Consider the following 21,874-nt stretch of genomic DNA (forward strand, 5'->3'; position numbering starts at 1 on the left):
CCGTTACGCTTTTTCGACTTTCACTAAAAATCCCTTGTACTCCGGGGTCTGCGAGTTGGCGTCGCCAACGGAAGGCGTCAGCGTATTGGCGAGGAAGCCCTTACGCGTGGTGCCCTCAAAGCCCCAGTGACAGGGAATACCCACGGTATCCACCGGCCTGCCGTCAATCATCAGGCGCGGGAGACGGCGGGTGACCACCGCTTTGGCCTCGATATAACCCCGGCGTGACGAGACTCTGACGCTGTCACCGGCCTGAATGCCTTTCTCCTCCGCCAGTTCGGTGCCGATTTCGACAAACTGCTCCGGCTGCGCAATGGCGTTCAGCAGGGCGTGCTTGGTCCAGTGGCGGAACAGCTCAGTGATGGAGTAGGTGGTGGCGACGCAGGGATAGTCAGCGACCTCGCCCAGCTGTGCGACGTCACTGCTGAAGAGACGAACGACCGGGCTGTGACGCTGCTGCGGATGCAGGGGGTTGTCGGCGAGGGGACTCTCCATCGGCTCATAGTGTTCCGGGAACGGACCATCCGTCATTTTATCCAGCGCAAACAGGTGACCCATGCCATCGGGCTGCATGATAAACGGCCCGGCCTGCTGCTGAGGTGGCAGCGTGACCGGATAGTCCGGCACATCGATGCCGTGCCAGCGTGCGCCGTCCCACTCAATCAGGCGGCGCTGCGGATCCCAGGCTTTACCCTGCGCATCCGCAGAGGCGCGGTTGTAGAGAATGCGGCGGTTGGCCGGCCACGACCAGGCCCAGCCGGAGACCGCGCCCAGCCCGGAAGGATCGGCATTATCGCGCCGCGCCATCTGATTACCGTCCGGCGTCCAGCTGCCGCTGTAGATCCAGCAGGCGCTGGCGGTAGTGCCATCGTTACGCAGCTCTGAAAAGCTGTTGAGCTGCTGACCTTTTTTCAGCAGCAGCCTGCCACTGGCGTCATAAATATCGGCCAGCGCCTGACCGTTGCTCTCCTGCGCCACCTCTTCCGGCTCAGGATTGAACGGATCGCGGTAGTCCCAGCGCATGGCCATCAGCGGCTCAGGGTTTGCTCCGCCTTCGAGACGATAAAGTTCACGCAGCCGCATAAACAGATTGCCGAGAATTTTTCCGTCGTGCAGCGCTTCTCCGGGCGGCTCGGCGGCAGCCCAGTGCCACTGCAGCCAGCGTGACGAGTTTGCGACCGAGCCCGACTCTTCCGCGAAGCATGAGGAGGGCAGACGGAACACTTCGGTCTGGATTTGCGCCGGGTCGACGTCGTTGAACGCACCGTGATGTTGCCAGAAGCTGGCGGTTTCCGTGCTGAGCGGATCGATCACCACCATAAACTTCAGCCGGGAGAGGGCCCGCACCGCCTTATTTTTGTCCGGGAAGGCGGCCAGCAGGTTAAAGCCCTGAATCAGACAGCCATTCAGCACGCCCTGTTCCATCATCTCCGCCTGCGCCATGCAGTCGTAACTCTTGTCCCATTTCGGCAGCCAGTCGTAGCCCCACTGGTTTTCCGCCGTGGCCTTATCGCCGTAGAAACTCTTCATCAGGCTGACAAAAAATTTGTCGGTGTTCTGCCAGTAGTTGACCTGCCCCGGCAGAGGCGCAACCGGCGTGGCCTTCTCCAGCCAGCTGGCCAGTGTGGTCATCTTCTCGGAGGGCAGCGGCAGATAGCCCGGCAGACTCTGTGACAGCAGGCCGAGATCGGTAAATCCCTGCACATTGGAGTGACCACGCAGCGCATTGATGCCGCCACCCGGCATACCGATATTGCCCAGCAGCAGCTGGATCATTGCCGCCGTGCGGATAATCTGCGAGCCGTTAGTGTGGTGCGTCCAGCCCAGCGCATAGAGGATGGTGGCGGTGCGATTCGGCACGCAGGTCGACGCGAGCTGTTCGCACACCGCGATAAAGGCGTCCTGCGATGTGCCGCACAGGCGCGTCACCATCTCCGGCGTATAGCGGCTGGCATGGGTTTTCAGCAGGTTCAGTACGCAGCGTGGATGAGTGAAGCTCTCATCCCGTCGTGCATGGCCGTTTTCATCCAGCTCATAGTGCCAGCTCTGGCGATCGTACTGACGGGTGTCGGCATCATAGCCGCTGAACAGACCGTCGCTGAAGCTGAAGCCGTCACTGACGATCAGGGCCGCGTTGGTGAAGGCGCGAACATACTCCTGCTGGATCAGGTTGTGCTGCAGCAGATAGTTAATCACCCCCATCAGGAACACAACATCGCTGCCCGCCCGCACGGGCGCGTAAAAATCGGCAACGGCGGCAGAGCGGTTAAAGCGCGGATCGACCACGATGACCTGCGCCTTGTTCCGGGTTTTCGCTTCAATGACCCATTTAAAGCCGACCGGATGCGCCTCGGCCGGGTTGCCGCCCATGATCATCACCACATTGGCATTTTTGATGTCGTTCCAGTTGTTGGTCATGGCTCCGCGACCAAAGCTGGGGGCCAGCGCTGCCACGGTCGGGCCGTGACAGAGACGCGCCTGATTCTCCAGCGCCAGAATCCCCAGCGAACGGGCAAACTTCTGGTCGAGCAGGCCGGTCTCATTACTGGCGGCGGACGAGCAGAACATGGAGGTGGTTGGCCAGCGGTTTACCGTGACCCCTGCGGCGTTGGTGGTCTGGAAGTGGGCATCGCGATCCTGCTTCATCAGGCGGGCAATACGATCAAACGCCTCCTCCCAGCTGATGCGCTGCCATGTGTCAGAGCCCGGTGCACGATATTCCGGGTACTTCAGCCGCTGCTCGCTGTGAATAAAGTCCATCACGCCCGCGCCTTTGGGGCAGAGCGATCCGCGACTGACCGGATGGTCCGGGTCACCTTCAATATGATAAATCGAGGCGCTGGCATTTTTAGCGCCATCCCCCAGGCTGTAGATCAGCATGCCGCAGCCGACGGAACAGTAGGTGCAGTTATTCCGTGTCTCTCTGGCGCGAATGAGTTTGAACTCCCGGACACTGGCTAAGGCTGTGGTGGGGGCAAAACCGAGCAACGCCGCGCTGGTTCCCGCCAGTCCGCCCGCACAGATCTTAAAAAAACTCCGTCTGTTAATTTGCATGTTATCGTTCTTCTTTTCCGGCTCCATTGCGAAGCCCTGCAAAATAACAGCCCTGATTGCCTGTAAGTTGACCAGGGTCAACAGGTTAGCGATTAGTAATTCTTTTTCTAAATTTTGTTAAAAATCTGCAGCGGCGGAGCGGCATTGCAAGTCCATTTTCAGCGTCAGCCGCGGATGGCGGGGGTGATTTGCTCCCGGATGTTAATGCCGGAGCCGTTCCCTTCTCATTTTGCACACCCGCGGCCGTGGCTGCGCCCCTGGCACACCTGAAACCGCATGAATTGCCCCGCTGTTTATTTGCGCTGTGCCGGGCCTGCAGGCAAAATCAGACGATGTCAGCCCCTCGCCGTGCAGCCGCACCGGCAATTATTTATTAACAACAGGTCCTATTTTTTGAAAGCTATCCAGCCTGACTCAGGCGAAGATTTAACAACTCAGGCCGGCGTCAGCACAACGCAGGTCTGGCAGCGTGCCGATCTGATGACGGCTCAGCCTGACTGGCTGGCGGATGAGGTGCCGGTGGCGCTGGTCTATAACGGCATCTCTCACGTGGTGATGATGACCACGCCCAAAGACCTGGAGGCGTTCGCGCTGGGTTTTTCGCTGTCAGAGGGCATTATCGACGCGCCGGGCGATATCTTCGGCATGGACATCGTGCCGGGCTGTCACGGTATTGAAGTCCAGATTGAGCTTTCCAGCCGCCGCTTTATGGCGCTGAAAGCGCAGCGCCGTGCGCTGGCGGGCCGGACCGGCTGTGGCGTGTGTGGTGTTGAGCAGCTGGATCAGATCGGCAAGCCGCTGTCGCCGTTACCCTTTACCCAGACCTTTGCGCTGGATCAGCTCGATCGGGCGCTGGGACAGCTGAAAGAGTTTCAGCCTGTCGGACAGAAAACCGGCTGCACCCATGCGGCGGCGTGGATCCAGCCCAATGGTCAGCTGGCCGGCGGCTGTGAAGATGTGGGTCGCCATGTGGCACTCGATAAGCTACTGGGCTATCGCAGCCAGGCCGCGTGGGGGCCGGGGGCGCTGCTGGTCTCCAGCCGCGCCAGCTATGAGATGGTGCAGAAGTCCGCCATGTGCGGCGTCGAGATCCTGTTCGCCGTCTCTGCCGCGACCCGTCTGGCGGTTGAGGTGGCTGAGCGCTGCAACCTGACGCTGGTCGGCTTCAGCAAGCCGGGCCGGGCCACGGTCTACAGCCACCCGCAGCGGCTGCGTTAAATTACCTGCCGTTGCCGCTTCGCTAGACCACGATCAACCGGGGCAGCGCCTGCTGCAACGCATCCAGTTCGGCACCGTTATCCCCGCCGCTGTCGGTAATCAGCAGGCTGATCGCCTGCGGCGGCGCGTAGATTGTCCGGCTGACCACGCCCAGCTTGGTGTGATCGGCCAGCAGATAGCAGGCGGCGGATTGCTGAACCATTGCCCGGGCGATGGCCGCTTCATGCGGATGAAAACTGCTGGCACCACAATCGGCCTCAATGCCAACCGGCGACAGCAGCGCCACATCGGCGCGGTAGCGGATGATTTCGCCCACGGTGATCTCACCGCGCGTCTGTTGCGCCCCGGCGGACATATTCCCGCCCAGCAAAATAATCTGATTATTCAGAGGCTGGTCTTCCTCTCCGGCGCTCAGCGCCAGCGCGGCCTGCAGGCTGTTGGTCACGATCGTCAGGCCGGACAGGGCGTGCAGCTCTTCTGCCAGCAGCGTGGTGGTACTGCCCGCATCAAGGAACAGCGTCTGTCCGGGCTGCAGCAGCTGCGCGGCGGCGCGGGCGATCGCGCGCTTCTCCCGGGTCTGCGTACTGCGACGTTCCGTCAGCGGCGGCTCTGCCGAGGGTTCTATCGCCACCAGTCCGCCATGGACGCGGCGCGCCAGCCCCAGCGCTTCCAGCTCGATGATATCGCGGCGCGCGGTTTCGCGTGAGACCCCCAGCTCCCTGATGATGCGCTCGGTACTGACCTGATTGAGTCGGGTCAGCAGGGCGCGGATGCGATGAAGGCGCGTTTCCTGCAGCATAGCGGTTTCCTTTTTAAGCGCGAAGAGCACGGATAATACGCCAGTGAGGCGCAGGAGTCCGTCTGAATCAGGCATCAGCTTAACGCGGCAATCTCCCTGCGTCATGTGTATTTTGTTGTATTTGTGTATTTGGTTGCATTTTATTTTCAGGCAGGCATGATGGAGGGGTCTGATCTTCCTCCTTCATCCTTGTCACGGGAGTCATTATGGCCACGCGTTCCACCATTATGGATACCAACAGTTTTCGTGCCGAACATGCCGATGCGCTGGACAGCGACACGCGCAAACTGACCGATAAACGCAGCAAAGTGCTTGGCGAATCCTATCGTCTGTTCTATCGCAAACCGGTTCATCTGGTGCGGGGTGAAGGGCAATACCTGTGGGATGCCGCAGGTGATAAATATCTCGATGTGTATAACAACGTGGCGAGCATCGGCCACTGCCATCCGGCGGTGATCGAGGCGGTGACGCAGCAGATGAAAATGCTGAACACCCACACCCGTTACCTGCATGAAAATATCCTCGATTACAGTGAAGCGCTGCTGGCGACCACACCTGCGGCGATCGATCGTGCGATGTATATGTGCACCGGCTCGGAAGCGAATGACCTGGCAATCCGCGTCGCGCGCGCCTTCAGCGGCGGCACCGGCATCATTGTCAGCAAGGAGGCCTATCACGGCACCAGTGAGCTGACCTCCGGTGCGTCGCCGGCGCTGGGCAGCGGACAGCCGCTGGCCCCCACCACGCGGCTGGTGATGCCGCCGGATGCCTACCGGGTGGATGCGCCCGACCTTGGCGACTGGTTTGCTGACCAGATTCAGCAGCAGATTGATGACATGGCGGCGCACGGCATTAAATTTGCCGGTTTCCTGGCGGACTCGATTTTCTCCTCGGATGGTGTGCTGCCCAACCCACGCGGCTTCCTGGAAAAAGCGGTCGATGTGGTGCACGCCAACGGCGGGATCTTTATTGCCGATGAAGTCCAGCCTGGCTTTGGCCGCACCGGCGACGCCTTCTGGGGCTTTGGCCGCCATGATGTCGTGCCCGATCTCATTACCACCGGCAAGCCAATGGGCAATGGCATCCCCGTTTCCGGGCTGCTGGCAAAAAGTGATGTGCTGGCCGCTTTCAGCGACTCGATTCCTTACTTCAACACCTTTGGCGGCAATCCGGTCGCCATGGCCGCGGCGCAGGCTGTGCTGAAGGTGATCACCGAAGAGGGGCTGCAGGAACACAGCCGGGTCGTCGGCGCGAAGCTGCTGGCTGAGCTGAAAACCCTGATGGATCGTTATGAGTGCGTAGGGGATGTGCGCGGTGCCGGACTCTTTATCGGCTTCGAGCTGGTGACCGATCGTCACAGTAAAACGCCGGATAAAACCCTGGCGCTGGATTTAATCGAGAAGCTGCGTGAACATCGCGTGCTGACCTCGGTCGCGGGCCCCTATGGGAATGTGCTGAAACTGCGTCCGCCATTGGCATTCCAGGAGAGTGACATCGACTGGCTGGTCGGCGCACTCGACAGCGCACTGCGCGAGCTGGGCAGGTAGTCCGCAGGTCAGGGCTGACGCGGCAGGCGGGCGGACAGACCGCCTGCTCTGCGTGCGGGATCGGCATCCCGGTCTGGCGGACGGAGAGGGTCAAAAAGGCAGGGTGAGGCGCAGCATCTTGTAAAAACAACGGGTTGCTATTGCCGGATTTCTCAATTCCTTAGGTTTTATAGGGCATTGATTACCCTTTTACGCTACATGAATTTAACTATAATGATTCGACTGCTTACGCGGCACGTCCTGAATCCGTCGTGCTGCACCCACTAAATGGAGAGGAAGAACATGAGTTATTCACTGCCATCCCTGCCTTACGCATACGACGCACTGGAACCGCATTTCGACAAGCAGACGATGGAAATCCATCACACCAAACATCACCAGACCTATGTGAACAACGCTAACGCGGCGCTGGAAGGCACTGAATTTGCCAATCTGCCGGTTGACGAGCTGATCACCAAACTGGATCAGCTGCCAGCAGACAAAAAAGGCCCGCTGCGCAATAACGCAGGTGGTCACGCTAACCACAGCCTGTTCTGGAAAGGCCTGAAAACCGGCACCACGCTGCAGGGCGACCTGAAAGCCGCGATTGAGAAAGATTTCGGCAGCGTAGAAAAATTCCAGGAAGAGTTCGAGAAAGCGGCAGCCACCCGTTTCGGTTCTGGCTGGGCATGGCTGGTTAAGCAGGGTGACAAACTGGCTGTGGTGTCCACCGCAAACCAGGATAACCCACTGATGGGCGAAGCGGTTGCCGGCGTGTCTGGTTTCCCGATCATCGGTCTGGACGTGTGGGAACACGCTTACTACCTGAAGTATCAGAACAAACGTCCTGATTACATCAAAGCGTTCTGGAACGTGGTTAACTGGGACGAAGCGGCTGCGCGTTTCGCTGCTGCTCAGTAAGTTAACCAAACGTAAACATAATGAAGATAAACCGGTAAATTCTATTTTGCCGGTTTTTTTTATCCCTATTTTATGCAGTCTCAAAGTGAACCAGAAATCGTAAAATATCCGCTTTAATGTTGTCCGATATTAACCTGCCGTTGATATTGGCCATGTTATTTTCAGTGACATCGTTGCTTAACTCTTTGTGTGTCGCTGATTATGTCAATTATAACTACTCATGAATCCACGACCGATTCAACTGCCTCGCTTTTTTTCCAGTTAATCAGTGGGAAATATGTGCCGGATAAACTCTGGCTGAGTAAACGCTTCCGGCTGAAATTTGTGTTAAGAACATTAATATCGCCGCTGACCACGCTGCATTATCTGGATGCGCTGTCGCAATTACCACAGCGCGCCCTGCTGATGAGCACCCAGGGACTGCTGCCAGCCAAGCTGCACCGGCCCTATCTGCGCTCGGGGATGAGCATTGCGGCCCGCGCACAGGCCATTCTCGATCACTACACCCTGATGAATAATCTGGCGAATCCGGCGCTGCGTCAGCTGCTGCAGAGCGCGTCTGATAATCCGCTGGCGACGCTGACCGGTAAAAATGGCGAGAAATTCCTGCTCTCCTGCAGCTCGGGTTATTTCGACCGTGAAGGTGAAGTGACGCTGGTATTGCGTTATAACGACGAAGTGATCGCCTCGCTCTCTTTTTCTATTCTGAACGAGAATAACCAGCGCACCTTATTAATTGGCGGATTACAGGGCCCGCGGAAACATATCAATAATGAGGTGATCCGCGAGGCGACCAAAGCGGCGCAGGGTCTCTTTCCGAAACGCCTGTTAATGGAAGCGGTATTTATTGTGGCGAAGCAGTGCGGCGTGGAAGCTATTCTGGCGGTGGGCGATGAGACGCACGTCTTCCGCAGTCTGCGTTATCGTCACAGCAAAGGGGATAAGTTCTTTGCCAGCTACAGTGAGTTCTGGCTGTCGCTGAGTGGCGAGGCTCGCCCGGACGGGATGTTCAGACTGCCGCTGAGCCTGCCGCGTAAAACGCTGGAGGAGATCGCCAGTAAGAAGCGGGCAGAGTATCGCCGTCGCTATGAACTGCTGGATTCGCTGGCGGAGCAGGTTTATGCCGCCGCCGGCGAACACAAAGCCGATGTCGATCAGGCTGCCGCCTGATCGCGGGCTCAGAATGCGGTTCTGGCGAAGCCGGTCATCACTTTCAGACCCATTTCACGTCCCAGCGCGGTCATTGGATGCACCACGACCAGGCCGCGCACGCTTTTCTTCAGCGCACCCAGATTTGCCTGCTCTTTTTTGGTAATTTCGCGGCTGAAGCCCATCTTTTGCAGCTTCTGCGCTTCAGCACTCAGCTTTTCAACCCGCTGATTGCGCAGACGCTCAATTTCCGTGACCAGCGTTTCTTTCTCTTTCAGCAGCGCGCCCAGTTTCTCGGCATCACCCGATTCCAGTAACTGCGGCTCTTTGCGGTTCAGTGCGTCCAGCTGATCGCTGAGACGTTTGATTTCGTTCTTTTCTTGCTCTTTCATGACAACAACTCGTTGAGGAAAACAGGCCAAGGATACACCAAATCTGGCGCCGGTTCCCGACAGGTTAAGGCAAAAAAGGCGCCGCAAGGGCGCCTGACGGGATTAGCTGCCGGACTTTTTAAACGCCTGCTTCATACTGATGCGGGCGATAAGCTCGGTGAGGGAGAGAACCATGGTGGATCGCACCATCTGCAGATAGCGCTGCTGCTGCATGCTGCGCAGTTCTGCATCGTCGGTGTGAAACACCGGTGCGGGCGGCCAGGCGGTCACGCAGTGCAGCTCGCCAAAAGGGCCCAGAATTTCATCGTCGGTAAAACGATACTCCCCGGTGTCGTGATTCAGCTCTTCGCGGAGCGCCAGCAGCAGCTCAGCATCTTCATATTCGTGCCGGCTGATGACGCCCAGGCCGTAGATCAGCTTCAGGCGAACCGAGAGTTCGCCTAGAGGCCCATCGCCCAGCAGCAGCGGTTCTACCGCATATTTGACCGCATAGTCATCTTTGCGGAACACCTGCAGCACCAGCAGATTGACGGCTTCCGCCAATAGCTCAACGGCGGCGATCAGAAAGCTTCTCACCGAACGACCGGCGTTCAGGCGCTCAAGCACCCGGTTCTCAAAAGCTTGCTTCTCTTCCATTATTGCCTGCATGGGTTCAATACCGCCGTTGGGCGCAGGCGAACTGCGCCCGGCTTGCGTCACTAACACGCGCGCATTATGCCATAGCGTGCCAGGCGCTCACCACCGAAGCCACGACCTCGCTGTCAGCATCCAGCCCTGAGATCTCCGCCAGCGTCGCCTGTGGACCTTTCTCTGCCAGCAGCGCAGCCAGCTCCTGCGCCTGCGGGTCCTGATCGCTGTGATAGTGCATCGCTGCGGCAATTCCCTGCACCAGGCTGGCGTGCGGTAACCCGTACTCCAGCGTCCCCAGCGTCGGCTTGATCAGGCGATCGCCCGCGCTGAGTTTACGCAGTGGCTGACGCCCGACGCGCTCAACCTCATCTTTCAGATAGGGGTTTTCAAAACGGCCGAGGATCTTGCGGATGTAAGCCGCATGTTTCTCTGCGTCAAAACCGTAGCGCTTAATCAGCACGGCGCCGCTCTCCTCCATCGCGCCTTTCACCACGGCCCGGATTTTTTCGTCAAGAATGGCATCGCGAATGGTCTGGTGACCCGCCATCTGGCCGAGATAGGCGGTAATCGCGTGGCCGGTATTCAGGGTGAAAAGCTTACGCTCGACAAACGCCATCAGGTTGTCGGTCAGTTCCATGCCCGGAATAGCCGGCAGGTCACCTTTGAACTGGGTTTTATCCACGATCCACTCGCTGAAGGTTTCAACCGTCACCTCCAGCGGATCGCTGCTGCCCGCTTCGGTTGGCGGCACGATGCGGTCAACGGCGGAATCCACGAAGCCGACATGCTGCTCCAGCCAGGCGTGATACTGTTCGGGCAGCGCCTTCAGCACATGCTGTTTCAGCTGGCTGGTGCCGCGCACCATGTTCTCGCAGGCGATGATATTCAACGGACGGGTATTACCTTTGTCGCTGCGTTTTGCCAGCCCTTTGGCTACGCTCCCGGCGATACGCTCCAGGATTTGCGGCCCCACGGCGGTGGTGACCAGATCCACCTCCGCAATCAGGGTGACGATTTCATCACTGGTGCTGTTTACCGCACTGACGCCTTTAATGGTTTCTGTTCTGGCCTGCTCGCCAACCACATGAACGGGATACTCATGACGCGCGTTCAGTGCATCCAGCACCGCCTGATTCACATCAGCAAAAACCAGTTCGATACCTGCATCAGCCAGTAATTTGCCGATAAAGCCGCGACCAATGTTTCCTGCTCCGAAATGTAACGCTTTCATAATTTTTGACCCATATCAAATGACGATGGGGCGAGCAAACCCGCCCCAGGAAATCGGGACGGGCATGACCGCCCCAGGGAAAAACAGCCTTGAATTACGCGAGTGCCGGTTTGCCTGACAGCAGATCCAGCACTTCCTGCACGCTGCTGGTGTTCGCCAGCTTCTCAATCACGCTGTCATCATCCAGCGCATTGGTCAGGCTGGTGATGACCTGAATGTGCTCGTTGTTGCGGGCAGCAATACCAATCACCAGGCGCGCCACATCGTCCGCATCTTCGCCGAACAGGACGCCTGCCGGATACTGGCAGAACACCACGCCGGTTTTCAGCACGCGATCTTTGGCTTCCACCGTGCCGTGCGGCACCGCGATCGACTCGCCGAGGTAGGTCGGCGTCAGTTTTTCACGCGCCAGCATCGCCTCAACATATTCAGGCTCAACGTAACCGCCTTTCACCAGCTGCTCACCCGCAAAGCGGATGGCCTGCTCTTTGTTGCTGGCGCTCAGGCCGAGGAAGACGTTATACGCGCCCAGCTTAAACAGGTGTGCGTTGCCTTCATCGTAACTGTCTGACAGGGCGGTGTTGACCGTTTCACGATGGAGGTCGCTGCGGTTTGCCGCCACCAGACGCTCGGTCAGGGTGCTGTAGAGCGCGCTGTCGAGGAAGTTGTTCAGCGAAATATGCTGTGCATGCGGAGCCTGGCGAATGGCGCGTTCGGTCAGGTCGCGGTGGGTGATCACCAGGTCGACATCGCCTGGCAGAGCGTTGATGGCGGTATTGGTTACCGAAACATTGCTCAGACCCGCGTCCTGCACTTTCTTACGCAGCACGCCTGCGCCCATGGCGCTGGAGCCCATACCGGCATCACAGGCGACGATGATTTTACGGACGTGATGCAGATCGACGCTCATGGCATCGCTGGCGATAGCGCCACCCGCTGCACCCTGACCTTTCGACTGCGCTTTCATCTCATGCATGCGCTGGGTTGCCGCTTCGATATCGTCATCTTCTTTGACTTTGCTGGTTTTCAGCAGAATCGCAGAGACCACGAAGGAGACAGCGAAGGCGGCAGCAATCGCCGCGATGTTGGCGAAGTAGGCACCTTTTGGCGTCATCGCCAGCACCGCCAGGATAGAACCGGGTGAAGCCGGAGAGACCAGGCCGCCGTTCAGCACGGTCAGCGTGAAGACACCGGTCATCCCGCCCAGGATCACCGCCAGCAGCAGGCGAGGGGCCATCAGCACATACGGGAAGTAGATTTCATGGATGCCGCCCAGGAAGTGGATAATCGCCGCACCCCCCGCAGACTGTTTGGCACTGCCGCGACCAAAGAACATGTAGGCCATCAGCACGCCCATACCCGGGCCCGGGTTGGCTTCGATCAGGAAGAAAATCGACTTGCCCGCTTCACTCGCCTGCTGGATACCGAGCGGCGAGAAGATGCCGTGGTTAATGGCGTTGTTCAGGAACAGGATTTTCGCCGGTTCAACGAAGATGGAGGTCAGTGGCAGCAGGTTGTTCTGCACCATCAGGTTCACGCCGGCGGCGAGAATGTGGGACAGACCTTCCACCAGCGGGCCGATGGCGAGGAAAGCCAGCAGCGCCAGGATCATCCCGATAATACCGGCCGAGAAGTTGTTAACCAGCATCTCGAAGCCGCTTTTGATTTTGCCGTCGATCGCCCGGTCAAACGAGCGGATAGCCCAGCCACCCAGCGGACCGGCAATCATCGCGCCGAGGAACATTGGCATATCGGCACCCACGATCACACCCATGGTGGTGATAGCACCGACCACGCCGCCGCGATCGCCGCCCACCAGACGCCCGCCGGTAAAACCGATCAGCAGCGGCAGCAGGTAGGTGATCATCGGGCCGACCAGTTTGGCCAGCGTTTCGTTAGGGATCCAGCCGGTTGGAATAAACAGTGCAGTGATGATACCCCAGGCGATAAACGCCCCGATGTTTGGCATCACCATATTACTCAGAAAGCGACCAAAGCTCTGTACTTTGACCTTGACTGATGAGGACATAAACCCACCCCTTATTGAGACGCGCTGCAATAGGAGAGCGCGTTTGTTTTTGTTTAGCCACCCCGACCAGAGCCGGTGGTATTACTGTATGCACGCGGACTCTATCACGCGAATCTGGCACTGCGTAGGGCCCGGAATAAGTGTGATCCACATCACTCATTTGCGGTGGGGACGGGGGCTATTAGCGTGACTTTGATCACAAATACAGAGGCGGGCACGGTGACTTTGCCTGAATTCTGACCGGCGCACCGGCTTATCTGTGATGAATATCACATTCGTGATGGCAGGGTTTGTTATGTAAATGTGACTGAGATCACAAACTATTTTTGGTCGAAAATGCGCCAGATCACACTTTAGTCAGCGGGGAATTCAGGGGCAGAAGAGGCGGGGAAAAAAAGGGGCAGGGAGAGGGGCAGGCGATCGGTGCCTGCCCGTAAAAAGTGTTACTGCAGACCCGCCTGAACGGCGGCCTGAGCCTGAGGCAGAGCCTGCGCATTGGCTGACACGGTGCTCATCAGCGCATTGTATTGCGAAGCCTGCTCCTGGGTCGGGAACTGCACACCGCCATCATTGAAGCTGACGCGGGTTCCCTGCGATTGCAGGAAGTCGCCGGCCTGGACCGCGCCCTGACTCAGCGCCTGAAGCTGAGGCAACAGCGGGATCAGCTGATTGGCAGGCACCGTCACCACTTTGTTGTAGGCGCTGTCGTAGACTTTTTTCAGATCATCCTGCTGCTTCAGGGTCGCTTTGCTGCTGTCCGCCTGCATTTTGGCGCTCTCAATCTGCTGCGTGACGATCACCAAAGCGCTGGTGGCCTGGCGGAGTGAGTCACGACGGCTGAGGTAATCCTGCGGCACGCGAATGGCAGACAGCTCATCGACCACCGGGCGCATCCCCTGCTCAACGGCTTTATTCGCCTGCTGCGAGAAGCCATACAGGATGGCGTAGTCGCTGGCGAAGTTGCCAAAACTCTGCTTCTGATTTTCGCTCAGGCTGGGCAGATGCTCGCCGCTGCGCATAACGGTATTCTGGAGGAAATCGATAAATGCTTTGCGCTGCTCGCCTTCTTTATCACCGCACGCGGTGAGCTGCAGCACGATCAGCACGCCAGCGATCATCATGCCGCTGCGTGCCAGGATGCGGGTAAGTCCTGAAGCCATGGGTTCAACTCCTGTCGGTGATACTGTCTGATATCCAGGTAAGAATGGCCTAAAGAATAGAACAATCCCTGGTCACGGCACAATGTGAAACCACACGTGAAACAGAGACTTTCTGCAACCCGCGCCGTCGCACCTCCGCGCCGGGGCGTCAGGGCGTGCCGGGCAGCACGCCCTCAGTGATGCTGAGCAGGCTGAACCTCGCTTCAGAACACCACCGCCTGACCATCTTTGCGGCTCTCGCTGGCCGCAATGTAGAAGCCCTGAGGATCGCGCACGATTGCCTGCGCACCGCCAAAATTGTAATTGCTCAGCGGATCTTCCAGCACCACGTTGTGTCCCATGCGGCGCAGGGTGCTCAGGGTGTTGCGATCGATCGTTGACTCAAACACCACCTCGCGTCCCTGCACCACCCGCCAGCGCGGCGCATCGATCGCCGCCTGAGGATTTTGCCGGTGAAGCATGATGCGCAGCGCCAGCTGGACATGCCCCTGCGCCTGCATCGGGCCGCCCATTACGCCAAACGCCATCAGCGGCTGGCCCTGCTCATCCCGCGCAAAGGCCGGAATGATGGTATGGAAGGGGCGCTTACCCCCCGCCACAAGGTTGGGATGAGAGGGGTCGAGTGAAAACCCGGCACCCCGGTTCTGCAGGCTGATGCCCGTCTCAGGCACCACCACCCCGGAGCCAAATCCCATGTAGTTAGACTGAATAAATGAAACCATCATGCCGCTGGCATCGCCGGTGGCCACATAAACGGTGCCGCTTTGCTGCGGCGACCCAAAGCGAAAATCGCCCGCCTGGCCGGGGTCAATCAGCGCGGCGCGCTGGCGGAGGTAGTCGCTGCTCAGCAGGCGGTCAGCCGGAAATTCGAGGTGATCTTCATCGGTGACATAGCGCTCCAGATCGACCAGCGCCAGCTTCATCGCCTCAATCGACAGATGCAGCCACTGCGGAGAATCGGGCGCGTAGCGATGAATCTCCCACTCCTCCAGGATGCCGAGCGCAATCAGGGTGGCGATGCCCTGACCGTTAGGCGGCAACTCCTGAACCGATCCGCCGGCAAACGGATGGGAGAGCAGGGTGACCCAGTCGGCGCGATGATTTTTCAAATCCTCCAGCGTCAGGGCTGCGCCATGCTCGCGGGCAAAGGCTGCCATCTTCTGCGCCAGTTCGCCGCGATAAAAACTCTCTCCCCGGCTCTCAGCTATCGCCTGCAGGGTGGTGGCCTGCGCCGGGTTGCGGAAAATGTCACCCGCGCGCGGCGGGCGGCCCTGCGGCGCAAAGCAGCGGCTGAAGCCAGGCTGATCCCGCAGCTTGTCATAGCCGCGCTGCCAGAGCTGAGCAATCAGCGGTGAAACCGGAAAACCGTCGCGCGCATAATCGATCGCTGGCTGCGCCAGGGTGGTCAGCGGCAGTGTGCCGAAGCGCTCAGCCAGGGTGACCCAGGCCGAGACGGCCCCCGGCACGGTGACGGACTCCCAGCCGGTTTCAGGCATGGTGTCTGAAGCGGCAAAGCGTTCAGGATGCCAGGCGGCGGGCGCACGGCCGGACGCGTTCAGCCCGTGCAGCGTGTGACCGTCCCAGACAATGGCAAAGGCATCGCTGCCGATGCCGTTTCCGGTCGGCTCCAGCACGGTTAAGGCCATGGCCGTGGCGACCGCCGCATCCACGGCGTTACCTCCCTGTTGCAGCATACGAAGACCGGCCTGCGCCGCCAGCGGCTGGGAGGTGGCGACAGCGTTACGTCCCATCATCGGTACGCGATAAGAGGGATAGCCGACATTGAAATCTGTTTCACGCATCGCTTTTCCTTAGAGAGTTCAGCTCCCGGTCTGGCCGTCATCGGCGTGCCATAGCGCCTGCACTTCTTTCGCGCAGGCGCATCAGCATTGACGGAGCGCTGCACCGGCAGAAGGCAGAGACCGTTTCATCAGGGAGTCTGCTGTTTTATCCGGTGATGTCTGGCCGTGCAGAATAGGTGATTCATCCACAACCTGCTGTGAGCCGCCGCGCGGCCGCGCACAGGGGGTTGCCAGGACTATTCTTAATTTCATAAAGGCAGTGAATATAAGTGTTCAGGAAGTAAACCATTGGCGTATATTTTGCACTCACTATCTGAAGAGGCAGACCGCCTCACAAAATTGAGAAGATGCCTGCAAAAAGCATGACGGCACCCGCATAAATAGCAAACAGCATTTGATTTTTTTGTCCGCTATGAGGGCACAAAAACCAGCTGCCTCAGCATCTTAGCGGCGCCGGAACATCTCCGGCAAAAGATAGTGAAAAAAATAATGAGAAATTGCGCGGCAAATAGTCAGGTCTCTATCCATACTTAGTCTCCCGGCATTTGTTGCATTGAACTGACACCTTTTAAAGCAGTGCACAGCAGGCTGCGTCCCGTAGTGGTTTCAAAAATAACAAAAACAAACCCTTGCGGGATCCAGCCTGTAACAGGCCCGGTTTCAGAGCCCCAGGTTGAGGCTCTTACCTCTCTACTTTCACGTGCTTCATAGCGAGTTTTAAGGAGTTCTCTATGGAATTAAAAGACCCGATGTTTGAATTGCTCAGCAGCCTTGAGCAGATTGTTTTGACACGTGATGATCGCGCCGCCGACTTACTGATTCAGCGTCAGCAACCCGCTCAGCCAGAGCCACAGCGCCTGCGCGAAATGACCGGCATGCAGGTTGATGAGTTTGCTAAAGTGATGGGCGTCAGCGTATCTTCCGTGAAAAGCTGGGAAGCCCGGCGCACCCGTCCTTCTGCGACGGCACAGAAACTGATGAAGTTGTTACATGCCAATCCCTATCTTGGACGGCAGTTGCTCGACTAAGCCTGCTTCAGAAAAGAACCCGCCGCTGGCGGGTTTTTTATGCATGTAATTCGCTGTATTTGGCGGCCTGCTTCACGAACCAGCTTTCCGGGACGTTATAGGGTGATTCCCGCAGCTGTGCGATCCCACTCTCTATAATGGTGGAAGCCTGCTGCCATAACTGTGCATCGCCCTGTTTCAGCAGCGTAATCTGTATCTGCTTTTCCACCAGATAGACGCGGGCAAAGTCAGGATCGAAGCGCACAATCGCGCGGGTATTGTCGATGATATCGGCCAGTTTTATGGTTTGCGCCTCAGGACTGGCGCTGGCAGTATGGCGAAAGTGCGCCAGTTTACGGGCTGCCCGATTTTTGGCCGTGGCAGGCGCGCTGTCGGTCAGCATTTCTACCAGGCTGGCCACGCGCGCGCCGAAGTGGGCTTCTATATCGCCCGGCGTGGTCGGTGTATCTTCCACGGTGTCGTGCAGCCAGGCGGCTGCCAGCAGGGCATCATCATGGCTGACGCTGCGCACCAGCTCCACGACCGCCGCCGGATGAACGATGTAAGGCTCGTCGGTATATTTGCGGCGCTGACCGGCCCGGGCATGCGCCTCGGTGGCGAAACGACGCGCCTGTTCTTCCAGTGAATTCTGCATGCCTGTTCCCCTGATAAAAGTTTGCTTGCAATTATCTAGTGCGCTACCTATATTAAACACCATGAACAGTGATCAAGATGACAAAAAAGTGAAACCGATGCCACTGTTGGTCGATCAGCAGCTCTGCTTTGCGCTTTACTCTGCCAACCTGGCGATGAATAAAGTCTATCGCCAGTTGCTGAGCCAGCTCGACATCACCTATCCGCAGTATCTGGTGATGCTGGTGCTGTGGCAGAAAGATGATGTCACCGTCTCAGAGATCGGCGAGCAGCTCTTTTTAGACTCCGCCACCCTGACGCCCCTGCTGAAACGACTGGAGAGCGCAGGTCTGATTAACCGGCAGCGTACCCGTCAGGACGAGCGTCAGGTTGCTGTGACGCTCACCGAAGCGGGCGAGGCGTTGCGCATTAAAGCCGCCTCTATTCCTGAAGCGGTGAAATGCGCCACAGCCTGTGACGATGAGACCCTGCTGGCGCTGAAAACAGAGCTGGATGGGCTGCGGGATAACCTGAACCAGTCCCGATAAAAATTGCTGACGGGTGCGTGGCACCCGTTAAACCTCATCGCCTGATATCGCACAGATAAGTAGCGGGCGATTAAATAGCGTAACGGAGAAATGTCATGTCTTTAGAACAAGTGGTTTACCGCGCCAAAGCCAAAGCAACCGGTGGTCGTGATGGTCGTGCAACCTCTTCTGACGGTGTACTGGACGTGAAACTGGGTGTCCCGAAAGAGATGGGCGGTGCAGGCGGCGAAGCGACTAACCCTGAGCAGCTGTTTGCTGCGGGCTACTCTGCCTGCTTCATCGGTGCGATGAAGTTTGTGGCAGGCCGTGACAAGATCGCCATGCCAAAAGATGCCTGGATCGAAGGTGAAGTCGGTATCGGTCCTATTCCCAACGGCTTTGGTATCGAAGCGACCCTGAACATCCATCTGCCAGGCATGGATGAAGCAGAAGCGCAGAAGCTGGTTGATGCGGCGCATATCGTTTGTCCTTACTCAAACGCGACCCGCAACAACATTGATGTGACGCTGAATATCATTCGCTAAGCGAGCAGCGGGCCTGAGTCTCTCAGGCCCCTCTTTTTTTCATCGCCGATTCCACTCTGCCACCCTCTGTTTGCCCGCCACGATCTGTCTTGTACAAAAAATGTGCTAATCAGGTCGACAAAGATTATTTTCTGGTCTATCAAACGCAGCCATGTTTTACTGGGCCACCTCGCGTTATAGCCCATAAACCCGTTCAGAATTTTCCTTCATCTTGTCCGGCCCGCTTATTCAGCGAACTCTGCCGCGTTTCGGCAGTCACATTAAAGATTTGTCAGGCGCTTCACACCGGAGAAACCCCCTTTTTCATGAATTACATTAAAACGCTAACGCAGCAAAAGTTATCGCTATTGCTGGCGCTCTATCTCGGTATCTTGCTGAATTTACCGATTTTCTATCGTCGTTTTGACGGTTTTCTGAAGCAATCTACAGTCACGAACTGGCTGACGGCGGTCACTGAGGTTGTGGCGATCGTGCTGCTGACATTCTTCCTGATGCGCCTGCTGTCGCTGGGAGGCAAGTGGTTTTATCGCGTGCTCGCCACGCTGATTGTGCTGATTTCTGTTGCCGCCGCCTATTACATGGCGTTTTTCAACGTGGTGATTGGCTACGGCATTGTGGCGTCGGTGATGACCACCGACACCGATCTCTCTAAAGAGGTGATCGGCTACCACTTCGTTCTGTGGATGGTGCTGGTCAGTGCTTTACCGTTGCTGATGATCTGGCGCAACCGGCTGAGCATGACGCTGAATGAGCAGCTGCGTACGCCGGGACAGCGTCTGAAACCGACCCTGATTATGCTGCTCTGCGTGGCGCTGGTCTGGCTGCCAATCCGTTATTTCGACAAGCTGCAGAAGCATAATGAAGAGATCACGAACATCGATCTGCCGAGCTACGGCGGCGTGGTCGCGCACTCTTATCTTCCTTCCAACTGGCTGGCGGCGGTCGGACTGTTTGCCTGGACCCGCATGGATGAGTCGCTGCAAAGCGAGGAGCTGCTGGATCCGGCGAAGAAGTTTACCTACGTCGCGCCTGCCGGGCTGGATGATACCTATGTGGTGTTTGTGATTGGTGAGACCACGCGCTGGGATCACATGGGTATGCTGGGTTATGAGCGTGACACCACACCTAAACTGTCGAAAGAGAAAAATCTGGTCGCGTTCCGGGGTGAATCCTGTGATACCGCGACCAAGCTGTCGCTGCGCTGCATGTTCGTGCGCGAAGGCGGCACGATGAATAATCCGGGCCGTACGCTGAAAGAGCAGAATGTGTTTGCGGTGATGAAAGAGCTGGGCTTCACCTCTGAGCTGTTTGCGATGCAAAGCGAAGTCTGGTTCTACGACAACGTTAATGCCAATAACTTTGCCTTCCGTGAGCAGATCGGTTCCGAGAAGCGCAATCAGGGCAAAGCCGTGGATGATATGCTGCTGGTGCCTGAGATGAAGGCGTCGCTGGATCGTTTCCCGAAGGGCAAGCATCTGGTGATCCTGCATACCAAAGGGTCGCATTATCTCTATTCACAGCGTTACCCGCGCAGCTTCGCGAAGTATCAGCCGGAGTGTATGGGGGTGGATGAGACCTGCAGCAAAGCGCAGTTGATCAACGCTTACGATAACTCGGTGCTTTATGTGGATAGCATGCTGGACAGCGTGCTGGATCAGTTGCGTGATAAGAAAGCGATTGTCTTCTATGCCGCCGACCACGGGGAGTCGATCAGCGAGAATATGCATCTGCACGGCACGCCGCGTGAGATGGCGCCGCCTGAGCAGTTCCGCGTGCCGATGATGGTCTGGGCGTCTGATAAGTATCTGGAAGACAGCCAGAACCGCAGTAATTTTGAGCGTCTGCAGGCGCAGCAGCGTGTGGGTCGAATCCATCGTCACGTTGAGCTGTTCGATACCATCCTGGGTTGTCTGGGGTATACCTCGCCAGATGGCGGCATTAACCCGGCCAATAACTGGTGTCAGGCACCGGCGAAAAGTCAGGCTAAATCGCTGTAATGGTGTACGAAAGGGGAGGGCAGGCGGCTGATTTCCGGTAACCGCATGCTTTCCAGGCGATCGGCGGCAAAAGCTTAAAAAGCGGTTGACGCTAATCCGGGGTAGCAGTAACATGCGCCCCCATCGGCGAGTAGCGCAGCTTGGTAGCGCAACTGGTTTGGGACCAGTGGGTCGGAGGTTCGAATCCTCTCTCGCCGACCATCTTTAAGAAACCTGTCTGAAAAGACAGGTTTTTTTTCGTCTGTTGAAAGGCAAAGAGTGATTTTTGAGCGGGCTTCAGGAAGCATATTCCTGGTAGCCGCATCCCGAGCCGGCTTCAGGGAGCATACGCCTTTCGCAAAGACGCAAAACCCGCCATCCCTGGCGGGCTCAGCGCGGGCCATCCCTGGCCCGCTATGCTTTGCTACAGGCGTATGCTCCCTTCGCTTCACGTCCGGCAGTCGCATCTGACGCTATTCAGACCTGAACCTCAAATGAATCTGACCGCAACGCATAAACTTAAAGCGCAGGTAACCCGGTCAGAAGAGGAAAGCGTCCCACGCCATGGATGGCGTGGGCCGAGCGTCCAGGGATGGTTTAAGCGACTTTCCGATCTGACCGGGTTACCTGAGCAGGCTCGATCTCCCCGCTAAGCAGATACGATCATAGATGCGCTCTCACAGCGAATCGGCTCACCCTGTCCTTCACTGCTGCACGTTTTATCTGCCCTCTTCCAGAAAGTTCCAGAAAAAGGCATTCGCCGCGCCAGATGCTTGCCAGCCGTTATTATCGCCGTTTTCCTGCTCGCAGGCCTTGCCACATCAGAGATGCCACCATAATTCGCGACACGTTCTTCTTATGACCGAAAGCAGCAACATGCTGATTTCTTATACATCAAAACCAGCATATTCCGCTGGATGAACGTCATAACGCACGGTGAATCGTTCAGTTATTCAACATTTGCCGGTAAAAGTTTTAAGTTTTTTAGCGGTGAGAATCACTAGCGATAAAGCTGGCATCCAGCACAATGCACGGATATCGGGGCTGCAGCACTGTGCATTGTATGGCTTTTGTGCGGAAACGGTATTTATTACCGTTGCATGCTATTCCTCACACTCTGTGTAAATAAGTAACCCTTGTATTGACGTTCTTTGCAACTGTTGACAAATTGATGCGTCAATAAGCCGCAGTTACGGAATTTTCTGAATGCCCAACCCGCTTCGGAAAAACAAAAAAAACGTAGCGCGATTTAACCACCTGTTCGGTGGTACGCCT

The 21,874-nt window shown here is 57.4% G+C and carries 17 protein-coding genes and 1 tRNA gene; 9 read left to right on the forward strand and 9 right to left on the reverse strand.

What is annotated here, in order from left to right; translation table 11 throughout:
• Window positions 1-3 precede the first annotated feature (3 nt).
• Window positions 4-3,054: a formate dehydrogenase-N subunit alpha gene (gene fdnG / locus F3I47_RS16810; RefSeq protein ID WP_150029929.1), complete on the reverse strand. Its 3,051-nt coding sequence runs from the start codon at window positions 3,052-3,054 to the stop codon at window positions 4-6.
• A 393-nt stretch (window positions 3,055-3,447) separates the two neighbouring features.
• Between fdnG and fdhD the strand changes: the two genes are divergently transcribed.
• On the forward strand, window positions 3,448-4,272 hold the full coding sequence (gene fdhD, locus F3I47_RS16815) for a formate dehydrogenase accessory sulfurtransferase FdhD (RefSeq protein WP_150029928.1): 825 nt from the start codon (window positions 3,448-3,450) through the stop codon (window positions 4,270-4,272).
• A gap of 22 nt (window positions 4,273-4,294) precedes the next feature.
• Here fdhD and F3I47_RS16820 read toward each other — a convergent pair whose 3' ends face one another.
• The gene (locus F3I47_RS16820) at window positions 4,295-5,071 is read right to left on the reverse strand and encodes a DeoR/GlpR family DNA-binding transcription regulator (protein ID WP_009088330.1); all 777 of its coding nucleotides are present in this window, start codon (window positions 5,069-5,071) and stop codon (window positions 4,295-4,297) included.
• Between the two features lie 206 nt (window positions 5,072-5,277).
• Here F3I47_RS16820 and F3I47_RS16825 point away from each other — a divergent pair, with 206 nt between their 5' ends.
• The 3 genes from F3I47_RS16825 to F3I47_RS16835 all read left to right on the forward strand — a co-directional run bounded on the left by F3I47_RS16825 (window position 5,278) and on the right by F3I47_RS16835 (window position 8,688).
• On the forward strand, window positions 5,278-6,618 hold the full coding sequence (locus F3I47_RS16825; RefSeq protein WP_150029927.1) for an aspartate aminotransferase family protein: 1,341 nt from the start codon (window positions 5,278-5,280) through the stop codon (window positions 6,616-6,618).
• Between the two features lie 282 nt (window positions 6,619-6,900).
• The gene (gene sodA, locus F3I47_RS16830; RefSeq protein WP_009088335.1) at window positions 6,901-7,518 is read left to right on the forward strand and encodes a superoxide dismutase [Mn]; all 618 of its coding nucleotides are present in this window, start codon (window positions 6,901-6,903) and stop codon (window positions 7,516-7,518) included.
• A 201-nt stretch (window positions 7,519-7,719) separates the two neighbouring features.
• Window positions 7,720-8,688: a VirK/YbjX family protein gene (locus tag F3I47_RS16835; protein ID WP_140029633.1), complete on the forward strand. Its 969-nt coding sequence runs from the start codon at window positions 7,720-7,722 to the stop codon at window positions 8,686-8,688.
• An 8-nt stretch (window positions 8,689-8,696) separates the two neighbouring features.
• Here the strand turns inward: F3I47_RS16835 and F3I47_RS16840 are convergent, their stop codons facing one another.
• From F3I47_RS16840 to F3I47_RS16865, 6 genes are all read right to left on the reverse strand, one after another.
• Window positions 8,697-9,059, reverse strand: coding sequence for a YibL family ribosome-associated protein (locus tag F3I47_RS16840; RefSeq protein WP_058957163.1), 363 nt, complete (start codon window positions 9,057-9,059; stop codon window positions 8,697-8,699).
• 102 nt (window positions 9,060-9,161) lie between these two features.
• Window positions 9,162-9,707 (reverse strand): mannitol operon repressor MtlR, encoded by a 546-nt coding sequence (gene mtlR, locus F3I47_RS16845; RefSeq protein ID WP_181161962.1) that lies wholly within the window; start codon window positions 9,705-9,707, stop codon window positions 9,162-9,164.
• A gap of 64 nt (window positions 9,708-9,771) precedes the next feature.
• Window positions 9,772-10,920, reverse strand: a complete 1,149-nt coding sequence (gene mtlD / locus F3I47_RS16850; protein ID WP_150041179.1) for a mannitol-1-phosphate 5-dehydrogenase — start codon at window positions 10,918-10,920, stop codon at window positions 9,772-9,774.
• A 94-nt stretch (window positions 10,921-11,014) separates the two neighbouring features.
• The gene (locus F3I47_RS16855; protein WP_150029925.1) at window positions 11,015-12,949 is read right to left on the reverse strand and encodes a PTS mannitol transporter subunit IICBA; all 1,935 of its coding nucleotides are present in this window, start codon (window positions 12,947-12,949) and stop codon (window positions 11,015-11,017) included.
• A 443-nt stretch (window positions 12,950-13,392) separates the two neighbouring features.
• Entirely contained in the window at window positions 13,393-14,109 is a 717-nt protein-coding gene (locus F3I47_RS16860) for a DUF3053 domain-containing protein (RefSeq protein ID WP_009088346.1), read from the reverse strand.
• Window positions 14,110-14,312: 203 nt separating this feature from the next.
• Window positions 14,313-15,911, reverse strand: a complete 1,599-nt coding sequence (locus tag F3I47_RS16865; RefSeq protein ID WP_150029924.1) for a gamma-glutamyltransferase family protein — start codon at window positions 15,909-15,911, stop codon at window positions 14,313-14,315.
• Between the two features lie 731 nt (window positions 15,912-16,642).
• Between F3I47_RS16865 and F3I47_RS16870 the strand changes: the two genes are divergently transcribed.
• Window positions 16,643-16,939, forward strand: a complete 297-nt coding sequence (locus tag F3I47_RS16870) for an HTH-type transcriptional regulator (protein WP_009088351.1) — start codon at window positions 16,643-16,645, stop codon at window positions 16,937-16,939.
• Between the two features lie 37 nt (window positions 16,940-16,976).
• Here the strand turns inward: F3I47_RS16870 and F3I47_RS16875 are convergent, their stop codons facing one another.
• Entirely contained in the window at window positions 16,977-17,573 is a 597-nt protein-coding gene (locus tag F3I47_RS16875) for an HD domain-containing protein (protein ID WP_150029923.1), read from the reverse strand.
• 61 nt (window positions 17,574-17,634) lie between these two features.
• Between F3I47_RS16875 and F3I47_RS16880 the strand changes: the two genes are divergently transcribed.
• The 4 genes from F3I47_RS16880 (at window position 17,635) to F3I47_RS16895 (ending at window position 20,821) form a co-directional block, all read left to right on the forward strand.
• A complete protein-coding gene (locus F3I47_RS16880) occupies window positions 17,635-18,099 on the forward strand; it encodes a MarR family winged helix-turn-helix transcriptional regulator (protein ID WP_046100928.1) in 465 nt (154 codons plus the stop codon).
• 95 nt (window positions 18,100-18,194) lie between these two features.
• Complete coding sequence (locus F3I47_RS16885) at window positions 18,195-18,623, forward strand: organic hydroperoxide resistance protein (protein WP_009088357.1); 429 nt, start codon at window positions 18,195-18,197, stop codon at window positions 18,621-18,623.
• 305 nt (window positions 18,624-18,928) lie between these two features.
• Window positions 18,929-20,620, forward strand: coding sequence for a kdo(2)-lipid A phosphoethanolamine 7''-transferase (gene eptB / locus F3I47_RS16890; RefSeq protein ID WP_150029922.1), 1,692 nt, complete (start codon window positions 18,929-18,931; stop codon window positions 20,618-20,620).
• Window positions 20,621-20,744: 124 nt separating this feature from the next.
• Window positions 20,745-20,821, forward strand: a tRNA-Pro gene (locus F3I47_RS16895).
• Window positions 20,822-21,874 lie beyond the last annotated feature (1,053 nt).

Origin of the sequence: Pantoea sp. M_10, assembly GCF_008631515.1 — a bacterium.
Classification (GTDB): domain Bacteria; phylum Pseudomonadota; class Gammaproteobacteria; order Enterobacterales; family Enterobacteriaceae; genus Pantoea; species Pantoea anthophila.

Bases quoted from the DNA above. Each gene is read 5' to 3' on its own strand.
- fdnG (WP_150029929.1), bottom strand. From the start codon at position 3,054: ATGCAAATTAACAGACGGAGTTTTTTTAAGATCTGTGCGGGCGGACTG.
- F3I47_RS16820 (WP_009088330.1), bottom strand. From the start codon at position 5,071: ATGCTGCAGGAAACGCGCCTTCATCGCATCCGCGCCCTGCTGACCCGA.
- F3I47_RS16825 (WP_150029927.1), top strand. From the start codon at position 5,278: ATGGCCACGCGTTCCACCATTATGGATACCAACAGTTTTCGTGCCGAA.
- sodA (WP_009088335.1), top strand. From the start codon at position 6,901: ATGAGTTATTCACTGCCATCCCTGCCTTACGCATACGACGCACTGGAA.
- F3I47_RS16835 (WP_140029633.1), top strand. From the start codon at position 7,720: ATGTCAATTATAACTACTCATGAATCCACGACCGATTCAACTGCCTCG.
- F3I47_RS16840 (WP_058957163.1), bottom strand. From the start codon at position 9,059: ATGAAAGAGCAAGAAAAGAACGAAATCAAACGTCTCAGCGATCAGCTG.
- mtlR (WP_181161962.1), bottom strand. From the start codon at position 9,707: ATGCAGGCAATAATGGAAGAGAAGCAAGCTTTTGAGAACCGGGTGCTT.
- mtlD (WP_150041179.1), bottom strand. From the start codon at position 10,920: ATGAAAGCGTTACATTTCGGAGCAGGAAACATTGGTCGCGGCTTTATC.
- F3I47_RS16855 (WP_150029925.1), bottom strand. From the start codon at position 12,949: ATGTCCTCATCAGTCAAGGTCAAAGTACAGAGCTTTGGTCGCTTTCTG.
- F3I47_RS16860 (WP_009088346.1), bottom strand. From the start codon at position 14,109: ATGGCTTCAGGACTTACCCGCATCCTGGCACGCAGCGGCATGATGATC.
- F3I47_RS16865 (WP_150029924.1), bottom strand. From the start codon at position 15,911: ATGCGTGAAACAGATTTCAATGTCGGCTATCCCTCTTATCGCGTACCG.
- F3I47_RS16870 (WP_009088351.1), top strand. From the start codon at position 16,643: ATGGAATTAAAAGACCCGATGTTTGAATTGCTCAGCAGCCTTGAGCAG.
- F3I47_RS16875 (WP_150029923.1), bottom strand. From the start codon at position 17,573: ATGCAGAATTCACTGGAAGAACAGGCGCGTCGTTTCGCCACCGAGGCG.
- F3I47_RS16880 (WP_046100928.1), top strand. From the start codon at position 17,635: ATGAACAGTGATCAAGATGACAAAAAAGTGAAACCGATGCCACTGTTG.
- F3I47_RS16885 (WP_009088357.1), top strand. From the start codon at position 18,195: ATGTCTTTAGAACAAGTGGTTTACCGCGCCAAAGCCAAAGCAACCGGT.
- eptB (WP_150029922.1), top strand. From the start codon at position 18,929: ATGAATTACATTAAAACGCTAACGCAGCAAAAGTTATCGCTATTGCTG.